24 protein-coding genes and 4 pseudogenes are annotated in these 23,279 nt (G+C 62.8%); 12 read left to right on the top strand and 16 right to left on the bottom strand.

Annotated features, from left to right (window positions below; genetic code table 11):
* Positions 1-14: 14 nt before the first annotated feature.
* From C3K08_RS18790 to C3K08_RS17320, 3 genes and pseudogenes are all read right to left on the bottom strand, one after another.
* Positions 15-626: pseudogene (locus C3K08_RS18790) on the bottom strand (IS701 family transposase); the annotation flags it as partial.
* A 152-nt stretch (positions 627-778) separates the two neighbouring features.
* The gene (locus C3K08_RS17325) at positions 779-1,102 is read right to left on the bottom strand and encodes a hypothetical protein (RefSeq protein ID WP_104992663.1); all 324 of its coding nucleotides are present in this window, start codon (positions 1,100-1,102) and stop codon (positions 779-781) included.
* Positions 1,099-1,707: a ParA family protein gene (locus C3K08_RS17320; protein WP_104992662.1), complete on the bottom strand. Its 609-nt coding sequence runs from the start codon at positions 1,705-1,707 to the stop codon at positions 1,099-1,101. The genes C3K08_RS17325 and C3K08_RS17320 overlap by 4 nt, the downstream gene beginning before the upstream one ends.
* Before the next feature lie 70 nt (positions 1,708-1,777).
* Between C3K08_RS17320 and C3K08_RS17315 the strand changes: the two genes are divergently transcribed.
* The 4 genes and pseudogenes from C3K08_RS17315 (at position 1,778) to C3K08_RS17310 (ending at position 3,543) form a co-directional block, all read left to right on the top strand.
* The gene (locus C3K08_RS17315; protein ID WP_104992661.1) at positions 1,778-2,065 is read left to right on the top strand and encodes an HNH endonuclease signature motif containing protein; all 288 of its coding nucleotides are present in this window, start codon (positions 1,778-1,780) and stop codon (positions 2,063-2,065) included.
* A gap of 358 nt (positions 2,066-2,423) precedes the next feature.
* Positions 2,424-2,621, top strand: a pseudogene (locus tag C3K08_RS19000) (hypothetical protein); the annotation flags it as partial.
* 20 nt (positions 2,622-2,641) lie between these two features.
* Positions 2,642-2,770 (top strand): annotated as a pseudogene (locus C3K08_RS18995) (IS630 family transposase); the annotation flags it as partial.
* Positions 2,758-3,543 carry an IS630 family transposase gene (locus tag C3K08_RS17310; protein ID WP_104991621.1) on the top strand — a complete coding sequence of 262 codons (786 nt, stop codon included), beginning with the start codon at positions 2,758-2,760 and terminating at the stop codon, positions 3,541-3,543. The pseudogene C3K08_RS18995 and the gene C3K08_RS17310, both read left to right, overlap by 13 nt.
* A 113-nt stretch (positions 3,544-3,656) precedes the next feature.
* Here C3K08_RS17310 and C3K08_RS17305 read toward each other — a convergent pair whose 3' ends face one another.
* Positions 3,657-4,514: a sulfite exporter TauE/SafE family protein gene (locus C3K08_RS17305; RefSeq protein ID WP_234009278.1), complete on the bottom strand. Its 858-nt coding sequence runs from the start codon at positions 4,512-4,514 to the stop codon at positions 3,657-3,659.
* 333 nt (positions 4,515-4,847) lie between these two features.
* Here C3K08_RS17305 and C3K08_RS18785 point away from each other — a divergent pair, with 333 nt between their 5' ends.
* Positions 4,848-4,976: a hypothetical protein gene (locus tag C3K08_RS18785; protein WP_255411741.1), complete on the top strand. Its 129-nt coding sequence runs from the start codon at positions 4,848-4,850 to the stop codon at positions 4,974-4,976.
* A gap of 183 nt (positions 4,977-5,159) precedes the next feature.
* Here the strand turns inward: C3K08_RS18785 and C3K08_RS17300 are convergent, their stop codons facing one another.
* Positions 5,160-5,828 carry a hypothetical protein gene (locus tag C3K08_RS17300; protein ID WP_104992660.1) on the bottom strand — a complete coding sequence of 223 codons (669 nt, stop codon included), beginning with the start codon at positions 5,826-5,828 and terminating at the stop codon, positions 5,160-5,162.
* Positions 5,828-6,343: a hypothetical protein gene (locus C3K08_RS17295; protein WP_104992659.1), complete on the bottom strand. Its 516-nt coding sequence runs from the start codon at positions 6,341-6,343 to the stop codon at positions 5,828-5,830. The genes C3K08_RS17300 and C3K08_RS17295 overlap by 1 nt, the downstream gene beginning before the upstream one ends.
* Positions 6,344-6,478: 135 nt before the next feature.
* Here C3K08_RS17295 and C3K08_RS17290 point away from each other — a divergent pair, with 135 nt between their 5' ends.
* On the top strand, positions 6,479-7,183 hold the full coding sequence (locus C3K08_RS17290; protein ID WP_104992658.1) for a hypothetical protein: 705 nt from the start codon (positions 6,479-6,481) through the stop codon (positions 7,181-7,183).
* 63 nt (positions 7,184-7,246) lie between these two features.
* On the opposite strand, the gene C3K08_RS17285 is transcribed toward C3K08_RS17290, so the two are convergent.
* The 7 genes and pseudogenes from C3K08_RS17285 to C3K08_RS17250 form a co-directional block, all read right to left on the bottom strand.
* Positions 7,247-8,182: a site-specific integrase gene (locus C3K08_RS17285; protein ID WP_104992657.1), complete on the bottom strand. Its 936-nt coding sequence runs from the start codon at positions 8,180-8,182 to the stop codon at positions 7,247-7,249.
* Positions 8,179-8,919 carry a DUF6710 family protein gene (locus C3K08_RS18160; RefSeq protein WP_158680063.1) on the bottom strand — a complete coding sequence of 247 codons (741 nt, stop codon included), beginning with the start codon at positions 8,917-8,919 and terminating at the stop codon, positions 8,179-8,181. Before C3K08_RS18160 ends, C3K08_RS17285 begins: the two co-directional genes overlap by 4 nt.
* A gap of 794 nt (positions 8,920-9,713) precedes the next feature.
* Positions 9,714-10,499, bottom strand: a complete 786-nt coding sequence (locus C3K08_RS17270) for an IS630 family transposase (RefSeq protein ID WP_104991621.1) — start codon at positions 10,497-10,499, stop codon at positions 9,714-9,716.
* Positions 10,439-10,738: pseudogene (locus C3K08_RS18710) on the bottom strand (helix-turn-helix domain-containing protein); the annotation flags it as partial. The pseudogene C3K08_RS18710 and the gene C3K08_RS17270, both read right to left, overlap by 61 nt.
* A gap of 236 nt (positions 10,739-10,974) precedes the next feature.
* Positions 10,975-11,772 carry a cation transporter gene (locus C3K08_RS17260; RefSeq protein WP_104992653.1) on the bottom strand — a complete coding sequence of 266 codons (798 nt, stop codon included), beginning with the start codon at positions 11,770-11,772 and terminating at the stop codon, positions 10,975-10,977.
* Entirely contained in the window at positions 11,772-12,137 is a 366-nt protein-coding gene (locus C3K08_RS17255; protein WP_104992652.1) for a helix-turn-helix transcriptional regulator, read from the bottom strand. The genes C3K08_RS17260 and C3K08_RS17255 overlap by 1 nt, the downstream gene beginning before the upstream one ends.
* 391 nt (positions 12,138-12,528) lie before the next feature.
* Positions 12,529-13,293: an S-layer protein gene (locus C3K08_RS17250; protein WP_104992651.1), complete on the bottom strand. Its 765-nt coding sequence runs from the start codon at positions 13,291-13,293 to the stop codon at positions 12,529-12,531.
* A gap of 136 nt (positions 13,294-13,429) precedes the next feature.
* On the opposite strand from C3K08_RS17250, the gene istA reads away from it, so the two are divergent.
* Positions 13,430-14,833, top strand: coding sequence for an IS21 family transposase (gene istA / locus C3K08_RS17245; RefSeq protein WP_104992650.1), 1,404 nt, complete (start codon positions 13,430-13,432; stop codon positions 14,831-14,833).
* Here istA and C3K08_RS17240 read toward each other — a convergent pair.
* Positions 14,782-15,947 (bottom strand): IS3 family transposase gene (locus tag C3K08_RS17240; RefSeq protein ID WP_104992223.1). Its coding sequence is split into 2 segments (ribosomal slippage): positions 14,782-15,677 and positions 15,677-15,947, totalling 1,167 coding nucleotides; the frame shifts between segments, so codons are not numbered across the junction. The genes istA and C3K08_RS17240 overlap by 52 nt on opposite strands.
* 86 nt (positions 15,948-16,033) lie before the next feature.
* Here C3K08_RS17240 and C3K08_RS17235 point away from each other — a divergent pair.
* Positions 16,034-16,276 (top strand): hypothetical protein, encoded by a 243-nt coding sequence (locus C3K08_RS17235; protein WP_104992649.1) that lies wholly within the window; start codon positions 16,034-16,036, stop codon positions 16,274-16,276.
* A 7-nt stretch (positions 16,277-16,283) separates the two neighbouring features.
* A complete protein-coding gene (istB, locus tag C3K08_RS17230; RefSeq protein ID WP_104989849.1) occupies positions 16,284-17,042 on the top strand; it encodes an IS21-like element helper ATPase IstB in 759 nt (252 codons plus the stop codon).
* Positions 17,043-17,374: 332 nt separating this feature from the next.
* Here the strand turns inward: istB and C3K08_RS17225 are convergent, their stop codons facing one another.
* Positions 17,375-18,268, bottom strand: coding sequence for a C39 family peptidase (locus tag C3K08_RS17225; RefSeq protein WP_104992648.1), 894 nt, complete (start codon positions 18,266-18,268; stop codon positions 17,375-17,377).
* 228 nt (positions 18,269-18,496) lie between these two features.
* Here C3K08_RS17225 and C3K08_RS17220 point away from each other — a divergent pair, with 228 nt between their 5' ends.
* Both C3K08_RS17220 and C3K08_RS17215 read left to right on the top strand, forming a co-directional pair.
* On the top strand, positions 18,497-19,795 hold the full coding sequence (locus C3K08_RS17220) for an IS701 family transposase (protein WP_104989851.1): 1,299 nt from the start codon (positions 18,497-18,499) through the stop codon (positions 19,793-19,795).
* Positions 19,796-19,877: 82 nt separating this feature from the next.
* A complete protein-coding gene (locus tag C3K08_RS17215) occupies positions 19,878-20,675 on the top strand; it encodes an IS5 family transposase (protein WP_104992617.1) in 798 nt (265 codons plus the stop codon).
* 36 nt (positions 20,676-20,711) lie between these two features.
* Here the strand turns inward: C3K08_RS17215 and C3K08_RS17210 are convergent, their stop codons facing one another.
* The gene (locus tag C3K08_RS17210) at positions 20,712-22,010 is read right to left on the bottom strand and encodes an IS701 family transposase (RefSeq protein ID WP_104989851.1); all 1,299 of its coding nucleotides are present in this window, start codon (positions 22,008-22,010) and stop codon (positions 20,712-20,714) included.
* 146 nt (positions 22,011-22,156) lie between these two features.
* On the opposite strand from C3K08_RS17210, the gene C3K08_RS17205 reads away from it, so the two are divergent.
* A protein-coding gene (locus C3K08_RS17205; protein WP_234009238.1) for an IS3 family transposase occupies positions 22,157-23,271 on the top strand; the annotation gives its coding sequence in 2 pieces (ribosomal slippage) (positions 22,157-22,406 and positions 22,406-23,271; 1,116 coding nt in all).
* Positions 23,272-23,279 lie beyond the last annotated feature (8 nt).

Genomic DNA, 23,279 nt, shown 5'->3' with positions numbered 1-23,279 from the left:
CGGAACCGGGCGTTCACGCCGTACCCCGCATCCGCCAGAACCATGCCGAAGGTGACGTGTGGACGCACCCGGTCCAACTCTTTCAGCGCCAGTTCGCACTTGGTCTGTGGCGGCTGGTGTTCCAACGGAACACCAGCCGCCCTGAGCCGAGCGGGATCGTTGGTCCACTCCTGTGGCAAGAAGAGCCGTAGGGCGAGCGGAACCGGCAAGTCGTGCTGGGCCAACGTCAGGGAGACGAGGCATTGACAGGGGGTGATCTTCCCGACCTGCCCGGAATACTGACGGGCGACGCCGACAGACTTGGTGCCGAACTTTGTCAAGCAGGTGTCGTCGATGATCAGCACGGCGTCTTTGCCACCCAGCATCTGCTGAGCCCGCTGAGCGAGCAGGGTTTCCAGGGGTTCGGTCAGCCAGGGGCTGTCGGTGATGAACTGCTGGAGATGGTCCTCTTTCCCGGGCGCCACGACGGCAGCCAAGGGCTGCATGCTTTTTCGGTGGACCGTGCTGCACAATCCACGGACGTACAGAGGCGCCCAGGTCCGCTGGGCTCGGTGGCGAAAATGCACCAGAAAGGGCGCAAACCAGGTAGGGAAATGTCGGGTCCAGCGAGGCAGAGAACGAGCCATAGCACAGGGGCCAGCATCCGAGATGCTGGCCCCTGTGTCCCCTCCCTGAATATTCCCGAAGTACAGCTAGAAGAAGCTTACACAACGAAAGTTTGAAGGAATCAGGATCGCAGAGAAAACGCGCATGCCCTTGAACTGCTCTCCCCCACCCTTTACTCCTTGCCTTGTAGGTAGGCGCGGAGTGCGGCTTCCACAACGTGATGGTGCTTCATCCGGTGTCGCACGGCGTACAACTTGAGGGCGGTGACCAGTTCGGTATCCAGGTAGGTACTGTACTTTTCCCGCTCCGGCCCTTGCCTCTCCGGCTGACCCGTTTCCAGGATTTCAGGCGTTCCGGGTTTCATGGATTCAGGCTTGCTGGTTTTCTTGTTTTCAGGTTTTCCTGTATCCGGGAGACCCGAGGTGCTTTCCTCGGATTCCGTGGACTGCGTCTGAACCGCCTGCAATTTCTTGAGGGCACCACCGAACTTGCTCATGCCAGGACCTCCCGGAGGACCAGTTCGTAGTCCATATGCGCGAGTTTCGCTCGCTGGTCGCCTTTTACGTCACGAACACGGGTGCCCGCGAGCGCGGCCTTGTTGAAGGCGCTGGCCCGGCGAATGTCCCGGCTGAACACGGGCACACCGAGGTCCATCAAAGCGGCACGCGCCTCATGCCCATCGGTGCTGGGGGATGGTGGCACGTCCGTTATCAGCACCCGGTAGTTCTTGATGCCACGCTCGATCAGCGGCGCCAGGGTTTTGGGGAGGGCTCGGAGGCTCAAAGCATCCGGCTTGGTGGGAACGATCAACAGGTCGACCGCTTGCGAGAGTTCCAACAGATCCCCAGCATCTTCCCCGGCTTTCGTGTCGAACACCAGATAGGTGTAGGGGCTGAGGTCCGTGGCGTCCAGGTTCTCCACAGGAATCACGGTGCAGGCCAGACCTGGGCCAGCGGCCGCCCACTCCGTGGCACTCGCTGTCTTTTCGTCAGCGTCAATCAGAAGGGTCGGCCCCTTGTCAGCCAGCAAGGTGGCCAGCATGACGGCGGTCGTGGTCTTCCCGACCCCACCCTTGTCGTTCGCAACGGCAATCCTGAACATGGCTCCACAGTAGCGAAATCGGGCTTTCTGGTATACCTGTTTTCAGGTATTCTTGTTTTCAGGAGTCGATATGACGTACCCACAGGTGTACAACCGGAGAACGAAGCGGATGGAGTATCTCCACCGCGTGGTTGCGGCTCAGCAGTTGGGCCGGGCTCTGGAACCAGGCGAGGTCGTCCACCACATCAACGGCGATAAGCAGGACGCACGCCCGGAGAACCTGGCGGTGCTCCGTGTTGGAGAGCATGCCTGGGTAGAGTGGTTGATCCGCCGCTGGCGCCGCGGTCAACCCTTGCTCCTGCCTGATGTCATACCAGAAAACCTGAAAGCCTGTTTTCCAGAAAGTGTGTTCACCTGAAAACCTGATCCGCTTGACGTGACCCCCCCGCCTCAAGCACAGAACACGCCGGGCGAGAACTGTGCTTTCAATAGAGGGGCTTGGCTGCTCGACACTCCGTTTCTCCCAGCGGCTGAGCAGGAGAACGCCATGACGAATGTTCGCGTTCAGGTGTCTAAGGGACCGGATCTGGGCTTCCACTCCTTCGTACAGGTGCCGGCCACTGGGGACTTTGTGTCCACGCCCCAAGGCAACTTCAAAGTCATTGGGGTCCACCATCTCTCGGGCAACCCCGCGGGGGGCCGCCCTTACGCGGAAGTCCGAATCTTCGTTGTGAGATCGAACTAGTACAGCGTTTTTGAATTTGTCATAGTGAGGTATGAGCCGTCCTCTTCGCTATCCAGTGACTTTGAGTGCTGAGCAAGAACAGACTCTGCACGGCATGACCATGAAGGGCAGTGGCAAGGCGCGGGTCATGACCCGCGCCCGGATTCTGCTGCTGGCCCATCGACAGGTCACGGACTCGGCCATCAAGGACGCCCTCGGTATCAGCGTCCAGATGGTGCAAGCGACCCGAAAACGCTTTGCCCTGGGGGACTGGACGCGGCGCTGTTCGCTGCGCCGCATACGGGGCGACCCGCGAAGTTCGACGGCAAAGACCGGGCGGCCATCACCGCGCTGGCGTGCAGTGAGGCGCCCGAAGGTCACGCACAATGGAGTATTCGCTTGCTGGCAGAGAAGGCTGTAGAGCTGAACTTGGTCGACCACATCGCTCCGTCGACGGTGTTCTACATTCTGAAAAAAACGCGGTCCAGCCGCACCGCAAAAGGCAGTGGTGCATCGCGCACCTGACGGCGAATTTCCTCTGCGAGATGGAACGCGTTCTGGACGTGTACTCTCGGCCCTACGACGACCGTTTTCCCGTGTTGTGCTTCGATGAGCAACCCTGCTTCCTGATCGGTGACGTCATGGCCCCGGTTCCATCGGAACCGGGGCGAGTCGCCAAACAAGACTACGAATACCAGCGCTTTGGGAGCGCGGCTGTGTTGCTGGCCGTCGAGCCGAAAACAGGCCGACGGTTTGTCCAGGTCTGTGCCCGACGGACCGCCGAGGAGTACACCGCCTTCATGCAGAACCTGGAACGGGCCTATCCAGCAGCCGTCCAGATCACCCTGGTTCAGGACCACCTCAATACGCATCACGGCGGCAGTTTCTACAAGTTCATGTCGCCACAGGCGGCCCACCGGTTGGTGGGCCGCTTCGAGTGGGTCTACACGCCCAAACATGCCTCGTGGCTGAACATGGCAGAACTGGAATTCAGTGCCCTTCAGCGGCAGTGCTTGAACCGGCGTATTCCAGTGCTGGAACGGCTTCGGTCGGAAGTCGAGGCTTGGGTGGCAGCGCGTTCACGCGCGGGCGTCACCCTCAACTGGCAGTTCTCCACCCAGGTCGCCCGCCGGACGCTAGGACGGCACTACGAAGCCATTCGTATTAAATGAACGCTGTACTAGTCCTTTTGCGAGCAGACGCAGCTTCCCTGACGGACCCCCATCCCCGGACGCTGAACTGCAGCGCTTCTGGCGCACCTGGTGCCCTCACCATCTGCCCCGCCTCACAACAACCAGTAGATGAAGGTGTCCAGCAACCCGGTGAGGAGGAACGCGGCACCGGCGAGGGGCGTGGCCAATCGGTGGGCCTGCCGGAGGTGCCCCAGGTACGTGCGGCGCGCCTCGGTCCTCCCAGCCGGTAGCATGGCGACCAACAGCAGCAGCGGAAGCATCATGCCCAGCACGAACGCCACTGGATAGAGCGCACCCACCGGGGCCGTCACCGCCAAGGGGAGCGTCAGCCCGAAGTAGAGGAGGAAGAGGGTCGGGCAAAACGCCAGACTGAAGGCCAGGCCCAGGGCGAACGCGCCGAGGGTGTCCCGCCGCAGGCGCGCCCGCACCTCGAACCGCTCAGCGAGTCCCATCCCCACCGTAAAACGGGGGCGAAACACTCCGACCATCACCAGTCCCAAGGAGAACATCAGCGGGCCCAGCACCCGCCGCACACCCGTAAAGAAGTCTCCAGACGCCGTCAGGGTGCCGCCAAAGGCAAACACGGCCACGGCACCAAGCGCGAGGTACACCAGCATGCGGGCCAACAGGAAGGCTAAACTTCGCGGCCAGGCCCCGCCTGCATGGCCATCTCGGGCCACATACGCGAGCGTCGCCACGCCGGTGGACAACTGGCAGGGAGCAGTGGCCGCCAGCAGGCCCAGCAGAAATGGGGTGAGCAGCGAAACTCCAGTCCGGGCACGCAGGGCGCTCACTGGACCCGCCAGGACCGCGTTCAGCGTGCCACCCAGCCGGTATAGGTCGAGGGCCATGTCCCGCAGGGTCGGGGCGATGGTCGGCCAGATGAGGGTCAGCGCGCCGACGGCAGCCGCCACTCCCGCTGTCAGCCCCCAGGTTCTTCCTGCTGCCACGTTCTCCCTCCCTCTCCTCCCAGGACGCTGGGCCACTTCCCTCGGCAGTGCAGGGGCCGGAGTGGGGCTACTCGCCGCTTCGCCCACCGTCCAGGGAAACTCTCGGGGCGTGGTCGCCGGCAGTCAGGCACGCCGCGGCCCCGAGACGGTTTCACCTGGTGCTCCTCCCAAAGCTCTGTTACCCAACCAGCGCTATATTCGTCAGCTTGGTTCTGGCCGTGCCACCACGTCCGCGGAGCGGGTTTCACGGGAACGTACGCCAGAGCAAGCTCGGGCTGCGCAGATCGGTGGCCGTGAGGGAGAAGCCGCATCGACACCACCGGGAGCAGGCACATGCCAACCAACAGGAAGGGCAACGTGCCGGGTGACACAGAGAAGTACAGCGCCCCGGCGATCATGGCGACCCCAACCAGCATCTTCCAGTTCCAGCCCATCCTGAAGAACTCCATACCCTCACGGTAGAGGCCCTCTGTTCAATTTCAGTAAACCCGGTTGCCGCAATCAGGTTGAGGCCGAAGACAACGGAACGATCTCTCTGGCGATGCTGAACGTGGCGCATGGTCCATGTTGGACCTGTCAGGACGCGGGACCGTGCTGTGTGTCTTGGCCAGCTCGGGGTGCGGCGACCAGGGCGCAGGCATCCCTCTACAGATTCGCCATCTGCCGCACACGCCCCAGCACGATTTCTTTCCGGCCGTCGGTCTGGCAAAACCCCAGCACAGTGTCTTCAAAGTCGGCGTGGGCCAGGAGGACCTTGAACTCTGCGGCCACGAAGCGCTGGAGCTCCACTGGAGCCACCTGCACCTCGTCCGGCAGTTCGGGGCGACCGTCCACGACCACGAGAATGTCTTCGAGGTCGGGGTGATACATATCTCCCCCTCCTCTGCTGTTCCAGGCAACGAACTTCGTGGCGATCAGGTGGGGCGCGTCCATCACCCGGACCTTCAGCCCTGAGGGGAGGGTGTGGTCGTGCGCCTGCTGGATGGCCGAGGCGTACCAGGGATTTGTGAACCCCTGGATCTCCGCATTGTCGGACATCAGGTCTACCTGAAGGTCGCCTTTGACGTACCGGCAGATGGAACCCGAGGGGTCCGGGGAGAACCCCAGCTTGCGCATTTGGGATTCAAGGCGCTGGAAGGCCGAGCGGTTGGCGACGTGCGTGGCCACGTCCACGTCCAGGGTTGGCCGGGGTTCTTCGGCCGCTGGGTCCGTCAGGAGCAAGCCCACGGTCGCTCCTCCCACGAAGACGAGCTCGCCCAGAAGGGGCTGGAGCTCTCTGGCCGCTTGATCCATCAGGTCCAGGGGTGTAGGCATCAGCACCAACTGTAGAGCCGAGCTTTGAGGAGGTCCCGCGCGAGGTGCTGCTCGCGCGCGCGGCCCACGCGCAGGGCATCGATCAGCGTCAGGAGTTCATACACTCTGGAGTCCTGTGCGGCGGTCAGGGCACTCGGATGGACAGGTTCCAGAGCGGGTCCGCGAACGTTACCGTCAGCCGAGGGCCATACCGGCACCCCTTCCCCCGTGACCGGGAAGAGTGCAGAAAGGGGCAACGCACCCACCGAAGTGGCCATGCCGCGCGAGGGGGCACCCAGTTCCGCCGGGTAGACGTACTTCAGGCCATGCACCCAGAACTCCAGAAGTGCCTGACGTTTGGGATAGGGAACCTGTCGGTCCTTGTCCCGAAACAGTCGAGCCTTGATCAACCGTCTGGACGCTGCGTGGGCTTCGGCAGCACTGATCCCCAGACTTTCACTGAGCCCCTGGTAACTAATCCCATTGATGGCAACACTCACCAGCTTCGCTGCCACCACGGTGTCTACGGGCTTCATGGCTTCAGTATATTCAAAATTCGCGAATTTTGAATTTCACGTCATAGGGCGTGAATATAGCTACTGACTGGCCAAACCTAGCGAGATTTTATCACTGTTGACAAAGGGTGTGTTGCTGTTTGTAATGGGCCAGAAATGCAGTACCTCGCGATTCTCACCCACTATCAGGGACAGTGGACGGGTATCCTGCCCGACCTTGACCTCCGCGCTTCCGGGACGACAGAGGAAGACGTGGTGCAGCGTCTGGGCGTGCAAGCTGGAGACCTCCTGACGCTGTACGTTGCGCAGGGGCTTGAATGGCCGCCGATCCGTACGAAAGACCTCACTGACCTGGCTGACGATGACCGGCTTGGTGCCAATGAAGCACGCGTTCACTGGATTGAGCCCGTGTCTCCCAATCCGGTCAGCTTGGCCATTGATCAGGCGATCCGACGGAGCGGCAAAACGGAAGTAGAAGTGGCCCGACTCATGGGAACCAGCCCAGCAGCATTGCACCGTATGACCGATCCTCAGTACGGGGGGCATAGTCTCCTGACGCTCAGGAAGCTTGCCCGGGTCCTCAGACTTCCCCTGCACCGCTTTATAGGCCTGAAACATTTGGCGCTCGACGAATTCGTATCTGTCGGCTCCCCAGGAATGTCTGCCCCTGGTCACGTCACGCTCAGGCGTACGCCGGAACTGGAACGGCTCTCTCTTCCAACCCTCGTGAGCTGGGAAGGACTTCTCTTCTGGCTCGATGCCCCTGCGAAGCCTCCATTCTCTGTTTCCGACGCCGACTATCTCCGCTTTGAGGGCGCCCAGGTCGACGGCGAAGGCTTCGAGCTCGGCATCCTGGATTGACTGGGGCCTGCCGCGCCGCTTCCAGAGCAGCGGAGTTGGATGGTTCCCTCAGAACGACAGGCGTCAGCTCTGCTGCATGTGCTGTTTCAACCGGTCGTCCGCCCACTTGCCGTACGTGCGCGCGGTCTGCACGTCACTGTGTCCCAGGTGCTCGGCCACATCCTGAAGCTGGAAGCCCGCTCGCACCAGCCGTGTTCCCGCCGTGTGGCGCAGCGCGTGCAGGCCCAGGTAGGGAATGCCTTCCCGCTGGCACAGGGTGCGCAGTCTCCCCCGTGCCGCTTCCGGGGTTCGTCCGATCACCGCCACCTCCTCGTGTTGCGGACCGAGTTCTCGTAAGTCCGCCATCAAAGAGGACGACAGCAGAACCCGCCGGGTCTTCCCACCCTTGCCGTTCCGCACGGTGAGTGCTCCTCCCTCCAGGTCCAAGTCACCCCACTTCAGGGACGTGATCTCCGAAGCGCGGAGTCCGGCGATGCTCCCCAGCCTCAGCAGAACCCGCATCTCAATCGATGCCCCGGCGATCAGCTTCCCCACATCCCCTTCCGGGTAAGGCTGCCGTTTATCCCAGGGACGGCGTTTATCCTTGCGCGGCCTCACGTCAGTGAAGGGGTGATCGGTCGTCGCCTTGGCCCAGCGCAGGGCAGCGTAAAGTGCCCGTGCTCCGGCAAGCAGCACACCCACCGAGGCTGGAGATTTCCCACTGGCCTCCAGCTCACGCACCCACAGATCGGCGTGCTCCGTCTCCGGACGCAGCACCTTGACCGCGTTGTCCTGGGCGTACTCCAGCCAGGTGCGGGCGCCCAGGCGGTACTTGCGCAACGTCTCCTTGCTGACGTGCCCGTGGGTGCGGACATGGTGGGCTTCGAGCAGGTCGAGCAGGGTCCCCACATCCCCTTCCGCAATCGCAGCGACTGCCCGACGCCGCCGCTCCTCGGGCTGGAGGCTCACCCACGTCCGCGACGGCGCCAGTTGCCCGTGTTTGTATCGGTCGAGCGTCATGGTCGCCCCCCAGCTTGATGGGCCACAAGGAGTTTGCCGAGCCCAATCAGGGCCAGTACAGACCAAGCTTCATGGGTGCCCACCAGCGCGCCGGTATCCTCACGAACGATGCCCTGTTCTCCCAACTCCACACGTTGCAGCACTGGGGTCAGGTCGCACACGTCGTGCGCCACCAGCACCCCGTCCCCTTGCAGGATGCCGGACGCAGCGCTGTGGTTGCCGTTCTCCACGCAGTACAGACCCCAGGGCAGGTACACGACACCAGTCTGGTCGTTGTGTTGTTTCCACGTGGGTTGTCGCCACCCCGGACCGGAGCGCAGCAGCGCACGGCGGTACCGCTCCGGTTCCCAGGGCGAGGCCCAGATCAAGCCGTCTTTGAGTTGGAGGGTGGTGGGCTCTTCACGCCAGGGGGCGAGGGCGAAGAAGTTGCGCCCCTCTGCATCAAGGGGGCCGTGGAAGAGCGATGCGAAAGGGTCACTGTCCGCCGCATGACCTCTGCCGCTAAGGGGAGCAGTCAGCAACTCTGCTTGGTACTGACGGACGCAGAGGGCCACGAGGGCGTTGAGAGCTTGCATGGCTTGCTGAGGTCCCACTGGAGAGCTGTGGTCAGCCAGAGATTTGGCAAAGGTCAAAAACTGCCGTGCGGTTGCCGCCGCCCGCTGTGTGTCCTCGTTCACTTCAAGGCCAACGGAGCTGACAGCGTGCACCAGAGTTTGCGAGGTGTCCCTTTCGGTCATCGGCGTCTCTTCCTGTACGGCTGACACTATCACCTTTTGGTAAGCCCGATTACCAGAAGGACAGAGTCACTCCAGGCAAACTGGCTCCTCCCCATCCGGCCAACCCCCACACCAACCCATGTCACCCACTCGCTGCTCGCGAATTGCACCTGAACTCAAAAGGTGTTGAAGCCGCAGGCCCCTCCCGTCTCCCGCACTCCAGCGGGACCTCCCACGAAAAGCCCACCCCGAGCGTGGGCCTGAGCGCCTCTGAAGTTCATGCATGACCCAAACGGCTGAACCAATTCCTCTTGGTCAAGGGTGAGACCATCTCAGTCCGCTCTGCCGTGCCTGACCAGAGGTTGCAGAACCCCTGGACCTTCTCCGTCTCCGCCATCCGCTATGCCGAGCGGTCGGGCCTGCCCAGCGGAAGGTGCCTTCGGGACACCACCGCTGCCGCCGACCTGGCCACCGAGTTGGTGGCCCTTGCGGGGCGCGACCACGGCGCCTACAGGAGAGTCATGACATGCGCCACGCTGTGGCGGTGCTCGGCGGTCGCCCGGAGCTGACCGCTGATACCGCCAGAAGTGACCGTGGGGTTAACTCCTGGTCAGCGCAGCCCAAGACCGGCCTACTGAACCGGCTTTCCTTGACACGTTCTGCTCCCATCTGCTGCCGGACGCCGCCAGCCAAGCTCGCGAGGCATTGATCCTCCATCGTCTCAGAGAACCCGTCGGGTTGACCGTAAAACCTCAGGTAACAGAGGCCGATGAGCTGCAGCGCTGCCACTGACAGCAGTCAACCTAGTACAGCGTTCATTTAATACGAATGGCTTCGTAGTGCCGTCCTAGCGTCCGGCGGGCGACCTGGGTGGAGAACTGCCAGTTGAGGGTGACGCCCGCGCGTGAACGCGCTGCCACCCAAGCCTCGACTTCCGACCGAAGCCGTTCCAGCACTGGAATACGCCGGTTCAAGCACTGCCGCTGAAGGGCACTGAATTCCAGTTCTGCCATGTTCAGCCACGAGGCATGTTTGGGCGTGTAGACCCACTCGAAGCGGCCCACCAACCGGTGGGCCGCCTGTGGCGACATGAACTTGTAGAAACTGCCGCCGTGATGCGTATTGAGGTGGTCCTGAACCAGGGTGATCTGGACGGCTGCTGGATAGGCCCGTTCCAGGTTCTGCATGAAGGCGGTGTACTCCTCGGCGGTCCGTCGGGCACAGACCTGGACAAACCGTCGGCCTGTTTTCGGCTCGACGGCCAGCAACACAGCCGCGCTCCCAAAGCGCTGGTATTCGTAGTCTTGTTTGGCGACTCGCCCCGGTTCCGATGGAACCGGGGCCATGACGTCACCGATCAGGAAGCAGGGTTGCTCATCGAAGCACAACACGGGAAAACGGTCGTCGTAGGGCCGAGAGTACACGTCCAGAACGCGTTCCATCTCGCAGAGGAAATTCGCCGTCAGGTGCGCGATGCACCACTGCCTTTTGCGGTGCGGCTGGACCGCGTTTTTTTCAGAATGTAGAACACCGTCGACGGAGCGATGTGGTCGACCAAGTTCAGCTCTACAGCCTTCTCTGCCAGCAAGCGAATACTCCATTGTGCGTGACCTTCGGGCGCCTCACTGCACGCCAGCGCGGTGATGGCCGCCCGGTCTTTGCCGTCGAACTTCGCGGGTCGCCCCGTATGCGGCGCAGCGAACAGCGCCGCGTCCAGTCCCCCCAGGGCAAAGCGTTTTCGGGTCGCTTGCACCATCTGGACGCTGATACCGAGGGCGTCCTTGATGGCCGAGTCCGTGACCTGTCGATGGGCCAGCAGCAGAATCCGGGCGCGGGTCATGACCCGCGCCTTGCCACTGCCCTTCATGGTCATGCCGTGCAGAGTCTGTTCTTGCTCAGCACTCAAAGTCACTGGATAGCGAAGAGGACGGCTCATACCTCACTATGACAAATTCAAAAACGCTGTACTAGGCAAGTTAGCGACTTTGGCGACGAGCAAAACGTTTCCCCACCCGAGCTGCGAGACCAAGAAGGGCACCCCCTCGGCGGCCCCTTGCGCCTTCAATGTCCTTCGTCTTACCGAGAGAGCTTGAGAATCCGCAGCGCCCCCGAGGCCACCAAGGCGAACACCAGGGCACCAACCACCAGATCAGGCAGCCGCGAGCCGGTCAGGTAGACCAGCACCCCCGCCGCGATGACTCCCAGGTTCACCAGCACATCGTTGGTGGTGAAAATCCAACTGGCCCGCATGTGTGCCTCCTGGCTCCGGGCACGTTGCAGCACCAACAGCGCGGCGACGTTCCCTGCCAGGGCAATCAGGGAAATCCCGATCATCAGGCCGAAGCTCGGCTCCTCCCCCGTCCCCAGGACACGGCGCACGACCTCCAGTGCCCCGAAGGCCGCCAGCGCCAATTGGAAGTACCCGCTCACCCGCGCGACCCGCTTCTTGTAAATGGCCGCCCTGCCCACCGCGAACAGGCTCAGCCCGTAGACCAAGGTATCGGCCAGCATGTCCAGGCTGTCGGCCACCAGGCCCATCGAGCGAGCAATCAGGCCCGTGGTGAGTTCGAGGATAAACAGCCCAGCGTTGATAAAAAGCACGATCCAGAGCAGGCGGCGCTGCTGATCGTCGCTCGCATCCACCACCTCGTCCTCTTCCACCTCAGCACGTTCAACCAAGGACGCGCCCAGCTTCAACTCGCCCATCAGGCGTTCAATGGTCGGGGCGTTGCCGCTGTGGGTGACCATGACCGTGCGGGCGGGGAGGTCAAAGGCAAGGTGGGCGATGTCGGGTTGGCCCTCCAGCTTCATGCGGACGAGCTGCTCTTCGGCGGAACAGTCCATCTGGGGCACCTTGAAGGTCAGGCGCTCCATCACGAGAGGCCCCCTTCCACCTGCGGCGTGTCCGTCTCGGCGTAGCGGGTGCAGGCGTAGACGCCGCGCGCCACCTCGGCCACCAGAGCGTCCGCGAGGCCCAGGAGGGTAGTGATCCGCCCGTCGCTGAGCCGGTAATGGACATAGCGGCCCTGTTGCGCCGATGAGACCAGGCCGCACTCGCGCAGACAGGACAGGTGATTGGAAACGTTGGGTTGTTGCAGGCCGACGTGGGCCGCAAGGTCCCCGACAGTGCGGGGGCCGTCACGCAAGGCTTCGAGGATGGCGAGGCGGGAAGGGTCGGCCAGGCCACGGAACAGCTTGGCCCGCAGGGCGAGCAGTTCGGGGGATACAGCGAGAGTCATCGGAACGCATCATTACATCATGATGTAATGATACAAGTGAGGGCCGCCTCTTTTCCTGCGCTTTCCGCTTCTGACTGCTCAAGTTCCGTCTTCGCCTCAGGCGATGGCACTTTGGGTATGGCAGGTAGATTTCTACGCTGCCGCTCCCCTATCAGCGGCTCCTTTTTCCCACAAAAATGCCGCCACGGGCAGAAAGCAGCACTTCCTCACCAACCTGTCTAATCCTTTTGCGACCAGACGCAGCTTCCCTGACGGACCCCCGGGATCGGGCACTGTGGCCTTCGGTTCCTACCCTCAGGCTCCCAAAGAGGGCATCCGGCCCTTGCACGAGTCTTCGACGGCTCCAACAAGACGGCTCAGCGCCAGGAGACAACATGGGTGCAGGAGTCCCTCAGTGATCTGTGCGGTGGACGGCGCCCTGGGGATCCACCCAGACCGCTTCGGCTGGCCGTTTCGGATTCACGGCAATGAGCAGGACCGCTTCATCTGAAATACGCGCCCAGGCGTTGCCCTGCTGCCGCCACACCCCACTTTTCCCACCTACCCACAGGGCACCGTCGGCAGCCACGCTGAGCGTGGTGGGCTGAGCTTCCGGCGTTTGCAGGGCGGTGAAGGACTTTCCGCTGTTCGTGGAGCGCCAGAGGCCGGCACGAGCAGACAGGGCGTACAGGGTGCCTTTCGGACCTGCAGCGAGCTTCATCACGTCCGGCGGGAGCTTCTGCGCCGTGAGTGGTCTCCAGATTGCGCCACTATCCGTGCTGCCATACAGGCCAGTCCCAGCTTCCCAGGCGTAGTGGCGCGCGGCGTTCCCAGGGTCCACGGCGTACCCATGCAGGTCCTTGCCACCCAGGCCTTTGGGCGTGCGGTTCATCCACCGCTTTCCGTCTGGCGAGGTCGCGTACACACCGTGCCCGGCCAGGATGATGCTCCTGCCCGCCAACTGGAGGTTCATGGCGTCGAAATCGGGCTTGTCGAATAGCTTTTTCCAGGTGGAGCCCTGGTCAGGACTGACCTGCACGCCGTCATGGTGACCGAACAGGAGGCGGCCGTCGGGGAGCCACAACAGCGCGTGGGCGTCACGGGCGCGGAGCTGACCCACCGGTTTTCCTTCGTTGCCATGTGCGCTGGCGGCCGACAGAGTCAGGGTCGCCAGCACATGCGTACGCTGGCGTAATCCGGCGGGGGTCGCTGGAGTTATCCGGCACCTTCCGCTGGTCTAATCCGGCACCCTGCGCTGGTTGATTCCGGCACCCTCCGGTCGCGGACGAGACTCCCCTGGTCATCCTTGCAGGATGACCAGAAAGCGAGCGTCCATGCGAAAAATCAGGGAAGTCTTGCGGTTGAAACTGGAACTGAAGCTCAGTGACCGCCTCATTGGACAAAGCGTCCAACTCGCCCGCAGCACCGTGCAGGATTACGTCGCACGCGCTCAGCAAGCGGGGCTGAGCTGGCCTCTCCCCCCAGAGCTGGACGATGTCCAGCTCGAAGTGCTGCTCTTTCGTACCCGTGAGCAGGCTGCCGTCAGTGTCACCCACCAGCCCGACTGGGCCGCCATTGACCGGGAACTGCGGCGCAAAGGCGTCACTCGTCAACTGCTGTGGGAAGAGTACCGTCGGCACCATCCGGACGGCTGGCAATACGCAACCTTCAACGAGAATTACCGGAAGTGGAAGGCCACAACGGGCCTGACCATGCGCCAGACCCACCGGGCAGGTGAGAAGCTCTTCGTCGACTACGCCGGACTGACGTTGCCCTTGACCGACCCGAGGAATGGGGTCGTCCAGGCTGGCCAGGTGTTCGTGGCCACCCTGGGTGCCAGCGACTACACCTACGCCGAAGTGACCCGAACCCAGGGCATTCACGATTGGATCGCGTCGCATGTCCGGGCGCTGGACTTCTTCGGTGGAGTGCCCGAGATCATCGTCCCGGACAACCTCAAGGCTGGCGTGACCCACGCCAGCCGCTACGAACCCGAGCTGAACCGCACCTATCAGGAATTCGCACAGCACTACGACGTCGCCGTCATCCCTGCCCGGGTCCGCAAACCCAAAGACAAGGCCCTGGTGGAAGTGCACGTGCAGATCGTGGAACGCCGCATTCTCGCCCCGCTGCGCGACCGGGTGTTCTTCAGCCTGTCCGAGGCGAACGAAGCGGTCTGGGAACTGCTGAACACCCTCAATGGGCAACCCTTTCAGAAGAGGCCAGGCAGTCGCCGCAGTGAGTTCGAAACCCTGGATCAACCCCTGCTGCGCCCCTTGCCCGCCCAGCCCTTCGAGGTGGCCGAGTGGAAGCACGCCACGGTCGGTCTGGACTACCACGTCGTCGTCCAGGGGCACGCGTACAGCGTGCCCCATCACCACGTCAAGACCCGGGTGGATCTGCGACTCACCGCGCGGTTGATCGAGATCTACCGTTCAGGCGTACGGATCGCGGTTCATCACCGGGTCCCCGACGCGCTGACGTCGGCCCGGCAACAGACCACGGTGCCGGACCACATGCCCGCCCACCACCGGTACTACCGCGAGGTGGGTCCGGACCAACTCCTGGGTCAGGCTCAGCAGATTGGGGAGGCCACGACGACCCTGGTGCGCGCCATCTTCGACGGAGATCAACATGGGCCTGCCTCGGTTTTGCGTACTTTCGGTTACGCCGCTACGGGTTCCCTGATCCGCTCGAATTCTACCGGGCTTCGGTAGCCCAGGAACGAGTGCCGCCGTTGCCGGTTGTAGAACATCTCCACGTACTCGAACACCTGTGATCGCCCCTCCTGGCGCGTGTGGAACACGTGGTCCAACAACAGCTCTCGCTTCAGGGTCGAGAAAAAGCTCTCCACGACGGCGTTATCGAAACAATCCCCTTTCTTGCCCATGCTCGCTAGGGCGCCCTGGGCCTCCAGGGCGCCTCGGTAAGCGGAACTCGTGTATTGGCTGCCCCTATCGCTATGGTGGATCAGTCCCGGCGGCGGTCGCCGCCGGTCCAAGGCCATCTTGAGTGCCGAGAGCGGCAGGTCCGTGGTGAGCCGTTCCCCCATCGACCAGCCCACCACCAGCCGGGAGTGCAGGTCCAGCACGACGGCCAGATACAACCAGCCCTCTTTTGTGGGCAGGTACGACATGTCGCTGACCCACACCGTGTTCGGTGCGGTGACCTCGAAGTTGCGGCGCACCAGGTCCTCGGCGGGTGGGTGAGCCGGGTCCGCCTGGGTGGTGGCTTTGTACCTTTTGCGGACCTTGCCCCGCAGGCCCGCCTCACGCATGAGGCGGGCCACCCGACGACGCGAGCACGCCGTCCCAGCAGCTCGCAACTCGGCGTGAACCCGGGGGACGCCGTAGCGGCCCTTGCTCCTGATATGGATGCGCTCAATCTCGTCCTTCAGCTCGGCATCCTTGGTTTTCCTCGTGCTGATCGGCCTTCCTCGCCAAGTGAAGTACCCGCTCTTGGTCACGCCGAGCATGCGGCACATCACGTCGAGACGAAACTCGTCCCGGTGCCCTTCGATGAACTCGAAGGCCGTCATTGTTCCCGGGCGAAGAAGGCCACGGCTTTTTTCAGGACATCACGCTCCTGACGTGCAATGTCCAACTCCCGTTGCAACCGCTTGATTTCGGCCTGCTCAGGGGTCAGGACCTGCTTCCCGTGCCCGGGAAAGGCCGCCCCTCCCTGCCCTGCGAACTCACGCATCCAGCGGTGCAGGGCCGAGTCGCTGATCCCCAGGCCCTGCGCGACCTGGAGCACGCTCCGGTCCGGCTCTTTGGCGAGCCGGACGGCCTCCTGCTTGAACTCTTTGCTGTACCTCTTTCGCTCTCCCACACCCCACCTCGCTTGAATTGTCGAGGCGTTTCCTCAGGTACGCAAAACCGCGGTACTTCCAACATCCTGAACAGAGAAAGCGCGTCGTGACGGGTCTGCTTCGCCTGCACCGCGAGTACGGGGAGCGGCTGGAAGCGGCCTGTCGGCGGGCGTTGGCTCTGCAAGCGCACAGCTTGCAGAGCGTGAAATCCATCCTGAAGCACCGTCTGGACGAAGCGCCACTCCCCGATGCCCCCACCGCACTCCCTGTAGCCGACCACAGCAATCTGCGTGGTCCTGGGTACTTCGCAGAGATCGACGAACCGGGTGCCGAGCGCACCCTGAATTGAGGTTGACATGTTGCCCCATCCGGTGATTCAACAGTTGCGCGCCCTGAAGCTCGATGGCATGGCGCTCGCTTTGCAAGAACAACAGGAACAACCTGGTCTCCGCGAGCTGAGCTTCGAGGAACGACTCACCTTGCTGGTCGACCGTGAGCGGGCCTGCCGGGATACCCGGGGCTTGCAGCGCCGCCTGACGGCGGCGCGTTTGAAGGTCAATGCGAGCCTGGAAGAGGTGGATGTGAAACACCCGAGGGGGCTGGATGCCCGGTTGCTGCGTTCACTGGCCCAGGGTCAGTGGCTCGCCGAAAAAAGGGGGGTCATCATCACCGGCCCCACGGGCGTCGGGAAGACGTTCATCGGGTGTGCCCTGGCGCACCAGGCTTGCCGTCAGGGCTTCACGGCGTTGTATGCGCAAACCGGGCGACTGTTGCAGGAACTGACCCTGGCGAAAGGGGATGGACGGTATCTGAAGCTCCTGGCGAGCATCGCCAGGGTGAACGTCCTGATTCTGGATGACTGGGGGCTGGATGTGCCCACAGCGGAAGGTCGAAGGATTTTGCTGGAGATTCTGGATGACCGCTATGAACGGGCTTCGACGATCATTACCAGTCAGTTCCCGACCCCGGCCTGGCACGCGAATCTGGGAGATCCCACGCTGGCGGACGCGATCTTGGATCGCGTCCTGCATCACGCCTACCGGATCGAACTTCGGGGAGAAAGCCTCAGAAAGAAGAGCAGGAAGTTGACCCCGGAGACGGTCAGCCTTTCATAATGGGGACAGCTCGTCCGTTGGCTGGGAGGGTGCCGGATAACTCCAGCAGCGGGTGCCGGATTGGCCAGCATACGCACGCAGCCGGATGTTGATCATCTGCCCTGCCATTGAAAGGAGAGACGGAGGAACAGGCAGTCTGAGCAGGACAGGGCTCCTGGTGGTCAGAAGCGTTCGGGTGGGGAACAGGAGCCCAAGCTCACGCCTGACATATTTGCCCAAGGGGCGTTTTTCATCGCGCTGATGGCAGTCTACCCACGCTGTACGCACCCACTGGACGTAAGCTCCCCAGGGGCTTACGTCCATCTGGCGGGGGGCGTACCCCAATGAGGCGGCTACCCGCCCAGCGCCCTGCTCGCGCGACTGCGGAACTCGATCAGTTCCTTGCTTCGCGGGTACGACTTCAGGGCGCGGGTCGTCAGGCGCAGCGTCTTCTCGTGTTCGCCGGACCGTGTCCAGGCTTCAAAGGCTTCCTGGCGGTACAGGTAGTACATGGTGGGCACCCCGATCTGCACGGCCCGGTCAAACTGCTGCGCTGCAAGCTTGATGTTGCCCAGTCGCAGGTTCGCTTTGGCCAGCCCCCACCAGGCGTACGGGTCGTTCGGGCGTGCCTTCACGTCCTCCTCGCCGTGGCGTTTGGCGTGCTGCCAGTTCGCGGTCAGGTCGAAATCTTCCCCGAGCGCCGCCCGCACCAGGCCCTCTTTCCCAGGCGGGTACGCGACCAGATACTCGCCGTTGTAGTACCGCCACAAGTCCTGAAGCTCCGCAGTGGACAGGCTCAGGGAAGGTCCGCGGATCGAATCGCTGGTCAGGAAGCGCCCAGCGCTATACCCGTACACGGTGCGGAAGTGCACGACATTGCTCCCAGGCCGCAGGCGCTGCTGCACCACGACCGGGAAACCCCGTGATACGAGTTCGCGCAGCACCTCCGCATCCCCCGCATACCGGATGACGCTGCGAAGTCCAAATCGGCCCAGATAGGCCGCAAGTTCGAGGCTGGTGACCTGGGGATCCCCCCGGTAATCTTTCATGGCCCCGGCCGCTTGAGTTTGAGTGACCTGAGTACCGTAGTACCCGAGAATGCTCAGCGCCGTCACGGGCGCGCAGTTGTCCGGACCCTGGTACTCATGGCGGATGTTCTTCAGCGTGACACTGGCAGGCGCAGCCAATCCCACCCCGCCCAATATCGCCCACGCCACCGAACCAAGCAAAAACAGTTGAGTCGCCATACGGCATCCTGCTGGACCCCTGTAAAGAAGCTGTTAAGCGCATTGGGGGACGGAGAGGCCGAGTTGGCCAGACAGGCCAGGTCACCGGGCGGAGTATTGAATGCCTGCATGTCTGCGGACGCGAAATGACTTGCCTTGCTACCATCAGGGTGTGGCGCTTAGCTGTACTTCGGGAATATTCAGGGAGGGGACACAGGGGCCAGCATCTCGGATGCTGGCCCCTGTGCTATGGCTCGTTCTCTGCCTCGCTGGACCCGACATTTCCCTACCTGGTTTGCGCCCTTTCTGGTGCATTTTCGCCACCGAGCCCAGCGGACCTGGGCGCCTCTGTACGTCCGTGGATTGTGCAGCACGGTCCACCGAAAAAGCATGCAGCCCTTGGCTGCCGTCGTGGCGCCCGGGAAAGAGGACCATCTCCAGCAGTTCATCACCGACAGCCCCTGGCTGACCGAACCCCTGGAAACCCTGCTCGCTCAGCGGGCTCAGCAGATGCTGGGTGGCAAAGACGCCGTGCTGATCATCGACGACACCTGCTTGACAAAGTTCGGCACCAAGTCTGTCGGCGTCGCCCGTCAGTATTCCGGGCAGGTCGGGAAGATCACCCCCTGTCAATGCCTCGTCTCCCTGACGTTGGCCCAGCACGACTTGCCGGTTCCGCTCGCCCTACGGCTCTTCTTGCCACAGGAGTGGACCAACGATCCCGCTCGGCTCAGGGCGGCTGGTGTTCCGTTGGAACACCAGCCGCCACAGACCAAGTGCGAACTGGCGCTGAAAGAGTTGGACCGGGTGCGTCCACACGTCACCTTCGGCATGGTTCTGGCGGATGCGGGGTACGGCGTGAACGCCCGGTTCCGGCAGGCACTCACCGAGCGAGGACTGCTGTGGTCGGTCGGCATCACCCGCACGCAGACGGTCTATCCCAGGGACGTTCGCTTGATCCCCATCCCTCGGATCTTCCGGGGCAGGAAACCGACGCACCCAACCCCATCCGAGGACCGACTGTCGGTAGAAGAAGTGCTGGCGGGTGCTGCATGGCAGCACCTGGTATGGCGACATGGAACCAAAGGCCCGCTCTCCGGACGCTTCGCGGCTGAATACGTTCGCCTGGCAGACGGGGAGGAGTACGCTCGCAGTCAACATCTGCCGGGTCAAGCCGCCTGGATCATCGGAGAACAGCGACGAGGTGAGGAGCGCAAATACTACGTCTGCAATCTGCCCCCTGACACGCCGTTGTCGCGGTTGGTGGAAGTCACCAAGCGCCGCTGGGCGTGTGAGCTGAGCCACCGGGAGCTGAAGGACGAAGTCGGGCTGGACCACTTCGAGGGCCGGTCCTGGCAAGGTCTGCATCACCACGCCGTGCTGTGTATGGTGGCCCTGACCTTCCTGCAATGGCTTCGCCTCACCCAGCCCGACGACCTCAGAGGCGACACCATTCCGGCCATTCGAGCGGAGGTGGCAGGGGACTTGCCCCTGCCACCTCCTTGCCGCCGATGTCACACCTGCACCGCCTTATTCAGCGGCCCCTGAATATCCCCGAAGTACAGCTAGAGGCTGCCAAGAACAGGGACGAACTCGAGGGGCGTGGCTCTGAGAACAGCAGAATGGGTGGGTGACGCGGCGAGGCTACCCCAGCGACGTTGACGACGACACCTACTTGTTCCTGCTCCCGTACCTGCTGCTCAGCCGTGCGGATGCAGGTCAACGGAAGCACCCCATCCGGGATGTCCTGAACGCCTTGCTGTGGATGGCCCGCACGGGGGCGCAGTGGAGCTATCTTCCAAACGACTTTCCTCCTGCGGAGACGGTGCGCCAACAGGCGCACCGTTGGTTCGTGGCAGGCTGCTTCGAGAATGCCGCCCACGACCTGCGAATCCTGGCCCGGGTGGAGCAAGGTCGAGATCCCGAGCCGTCCGCGGTGGTCATGGACAGCCGAACCCTCCAAAGCACACCTGAAAGCGGTCACCGTGCGGGCTATGACGGGGCCAAGAAGCGCAAGGGCACCAAGGTTCACCTCGCCGTGGACACCCTGGGACACGTGCTGGCTATCCTCACTTCCCCAGCCAACGAACAGGACAGGGCACAGGTCAAAGACCTGTGCCTAGAGGTGCAGGAAGCCACCGGAGCACAGGTGGAAGTCGCCTTCGTGGATCAAGGGTATACGGGAGTCCAGACCGCGTTAGACGCGACGGATGCGGGCGTCGAGCTGGTCGTCGTGAAGCGTCCAGAAGCGACCAAGGGGTTCATCCTGCTTCCGAAACGCTGGGTGGTTGAACGTTCGTTTGCGTGGCTGGCACGCTTCCGGAGGCTGAGCCGAGATCTGGAACGCCTTCCCTCCACATTGGTTGGGTTCCACTTCCTCGCCGCCTGCATTCTGCTCTGCCACAACCTCACGCCACTTTTTGCTTAGGGTTCTTGGCAGCCTCTATCTGTACTTCGGGGATATTCAGGGGCCGCTGAATAAGGCGGTGCAGGTGTGACATCGGCGGCAAGGAGGTGGCAGGGGCAAGTCCCCTGCCACCTCCGCTCGAATGGCCGGAATGGTGTCGCCTCTGAGGTCGTCGGGCTGGGTGAGGCGAAGCCATTGCAGGAAGGTCAGGGCCACCATACACAGCACGGCGTGGTGATGCAGACCTTGCCAGGACCGGCCCTCGAAGTGGTCCAGCCCGACTTCGTCCTTCAGCTCCCGGTGGCTCAGCTCACACGCCCAGCGGCGCTTGGTGACTTCCACCAACCGCGACAACGGCGTGTCAGGGGGCAGATTGCAGACGTAGTATTTGCGCTCCTCACCTCGTCGCTGTTCTCCGATGATCCAGGCGGCTTGACCCGGCAGATGTTGACTGCGAGCGTACTCCTCCCCGTCTGCCAGGCGAACGTATTCAGCCGCGAAGCGTCCGGAGAGCGGGCCTTTGGTTCCATGTCGCCATACCAGGTGCTGCCATGCAGCACCCGCCAGCACTTCTTCTACCGACAGTCGGTCCTCGGATGGGGTTGGGTGCGTCGGTTTCCTGCCCCGGAAGATCCGAGGGATGGGGATCAAGCGAACGTCCCTGGGATAGACCGTCTGCGTGCGGGTGATGCCGACCGACCACAGCAGTCCTCGCTCGGTGAGTGCCTGCCGGAACCGGGCGTTCACGCCGTACCCCGCATCCGCCAGAACCATGCCGAAGGTGACGTGTGGACGCACCCGGTCCAACTCTTTCAGCGCCAGTTCGCACTTGGTCTGTGGCGGCTGGTGTTCCAACGGAACACCAGCCGCCCTGAGCCGAGCGGGATCGTTGGTCCACTCCTGTGGCAAGAAGAGCCGTAGGGCGAGCGGAACCGGCAAGTCGTGCTGGGCCAACGTCAGGGAGACGAGGCATTGACAGGGGGTGATCTTCCCGACCTGCCCGGAATACTGACGGGCGACGCCGACAGACTTGGTGCCGAACTTTGTCAAGCAGGTGTCGTCGATGATCAGCACGGCGTCTTTGCCACCCAGCATCTGCTGAGCCCGCTGAGCGAGCAGGGTTTCCAGGGGTTCGGTCAGCCAGGGGCTGTCGGTGATGAACTGCTGGAGATGGTCCTCTTTCCCGGGCGCCACGACGGCAGCCAAGGGCTGCATGCTTTTTCGGTGGACCGTGCTGCACAATCCACGGACGTACAGAGGCGCCCAGGTCCGCTGGGCTCGGTGGCGAAAATGCACCAGAAAGGGCGCAAACCAGGTAGGGAAATGTCGGGTCCAGCGAGGCAGAGAACGAGCCATAGCACAGGGGCCAGCATCCGAGATGCTGGCCCCTGTGTCCCCTCCCTGAATATTCCCGAAGTACAGCTATGGCGTATGTCAAATTGACCTTGCCCCTGTTTCCGGTGCCAGTCTGATTGCAAATCGAGCAGCAAACTTGGAGGCACATGAAAGGCAAACGGTACACCGAACAACAGATCCTGGACATCCTCGGGCAGCTTGAGGCAGGCACGCCGCTGAGCGATCTGACGCGACTCCATGGAGTCGCGATGACGACCATCTACCGCTGGAAAGCCAAATACGGTGGGATGACCAAAGACGAGACCCGCAAGTTTCGCCAGTTGGAAGCAGAAAACCAGCGCCTGAAGAAGTTGGTAGCGGATCTGTCGCTCGACAACGCCATGCTGAAGGAGGTGGTGGGGCGAAAGTGGTGACGCCTGGGACGTCGTCCCAGGCGCAGACGCCCCTCAAAAAGCAGATGGTGACCCTGCTGCGGGATTCTTTTGCGGTCAGCGAACGTCGGGCCTGCCGGGTGCTGGGCTTTTCCCGGACCACGCAAAGACGGAACAGCCCCAAAAGGGAAAAAGACCAACGCCTGGTCGAGCGTCTCCGCACACTGGCCCGAGAGCGACCTCGGTTCGGGTACCGGCGGATTCACCTGATGCTGGGTCGAGAGGGCGAGACCGTCAACCACAAGCGCGTCTACCGGATCTACCGGGCTGAAGGGCTGGCCGTTCGAAAGAAGGAGCGCCGCAAGCTCAGTGTAGGAGAGCGACAGCAGAAACCTGCGGTTTCTGCGCCCAATCAGCGGTGGAGCCTCGACTTCATGTCGGACCAGCTGGCCTCCGGGCAGCGGTTTCGGGTCCTGAACGTCGTGGATGACTTCACCCGGGAGTGCCTGGTGATGCACGTCGGGACCTCCATCACCGGGCATGACGTCGTCCGCGCTCTGGAAGCGGTGGTCCGCTTCCGGGGGGCACCGCAGTCGATCACCACCGACAATGGCCCAGAGTTCGCGGGCAAGGGCCTGGATCTCTGGACCCATGGGCGTGGCATCACGCACACCTTCATCCGGCCGGGGAAGCCCGTCGAGAACGCTTACATCGAGAGTTTCAACGGCCGTGTCCGGGACGAGTGTCTGAATCTGCACTGGTTCCAAAGCTTGGATCAGGCACGCCTGATCCTCTCTGCCTGGCGCCAGGACTACAACGCCGTCAGGCCGCATACCTCGCTCGGTGGACGGACCCCGAACGAATTCGCCCGCCTCGAACAGGCGGGCTGAGGTACGCT

Source organism: Deinococcus sp. NW-56 (genome assembly GCF_002953415.1).
In the GTDB taxonomy this organism is placed as follows: Bacteria; Deinococcota; Deinococci; order Deinococcales; family Deinococcaceae; genus Deinococcus.
This window is presented reverse-complemented; position numbering and strand designations above follow the sequence as displayed.

Coding starts and splice junctions, on each gene's coding strand:
- C3K08_RS17260 (WP_104992653.1), bottom strand. CDS start 11,772: ATGGAGCGCCTGACCTTCAAGGTGCCCCAGATGGACTGTTCCGCCGAA.
- C3K08_RS17255 (WP_104992652.1), bottom strand. CDS start 12,137: ATGACTCTCGCTGTATCCCCCGAACTGCTCGCCCTGCGGGCCAAGCTG.
- C3K08_RS17225 (WP_104992648.1), bottom strand. CDS start 18,268: ATGGCGACTCAACTGTTTTTGCTTGGTTCGGTGGCGTGGGCGATATTG.
- C3K08_RS17320 (WP_104992662.1), bottom strand. CDS start 1,707: ATGTTCAGGATTGCCGTTGCGAACGACAAGGGTGGGGTCGGGAAGACC.
- C3K08_RS17285 (WP_104992657.1), bottom strand. CDS start 8,182: ATGACGCTCGACCGATACAAACACGGGCAACTGGCGCCGTCGCGGACG.
- C3K08_RS17220 (WP_104989851.1), top strand. CDS start 18,497: ATGGCTCGTTCTCTGCCTCGCTGGACCCGACATTTCCCTACCTGGTTT.
- C3K08_RS17300 (WP_104992660.1), bottom strand. CDS start 5,828: ATGCCTACACCCCTGGACCTGATGGATCAAGCGGCCAGAGAGCTCCAG.
- istB (WP_104989849.1), top strand. CDS start 16,284: ATGTTGCCCCATCCGGTGATTCAACAGTTGCGCGCCCTGAAGCTCGAT.
- C3K08_RS17270 (WP_104991621.1), bottom strand. CDS start 10,499: ATGGAGTATTCGCTTGCTGGCAGAGAAGGCTGTAGAGCTGAACTTGGT.
- istA (WP_104992650.1), top strand. CDS start 13,430: ATGACCAGAAAGCGAGCGTCCATGCGAAAAATCAGGGAAGTCTTGCGG.
- C3K08_RS17210 (WP_104989851.1), bottom strand. CDS start 22,010: ATGGCTCGTTCTCTGCCTCGCTGGACCCGACATTTCCCTACCTGGTTT.
- C3K08_RS17325 (WP_104992663.1), bottom strand. CDS start 1,102: ATGAGCAAGTTCGGTGGTGCCCTCAAGAAATTGCAGGCGGTTCAGACG.
- C3K08_RS17290 (WP_104992658.1), top strand. CDS start 6,479: ATGCAGTACCTCGCGATTCTCACCCACTATCAGGGACAGTGGACGGGT.
- C3K08_RS18785 (WP_255411741.1), top strand. CDS start 4,848: ATGCCAACCAACAGGAAGGGCAACGTGCCGGGTGACACAGAGAAGTAC.
- C3K08_RS17315 (WP_104992661.1), top strand. CDS start 1,778: ATGACGTACCCACAGGTGTACAACCGGAGAACGAAGCGGATGGAGTAT.
- C3K08_RS17295 (WP_104992659.1), bottom strand. CDS start 6,343: ATGAAGCCCGTAGACACCGTGGTGGCAGCGAAGCTGGTGAGTGTTGCC.
- C3K08_RS18160 (WP_158680063.1), bottom strand. CDS start 8,919: ATGACCGAAAGGGACACCTCGCAAACTCTGGTGCACGCTGTCAGCTCC.
- C3K08_RS17310 (WP_104991621.1), top strand. CDS start 2,758: ATGGAGTATTCGCTTGCTGGCAGAGAAGGCTGTAGAGCTGAACTTGGT.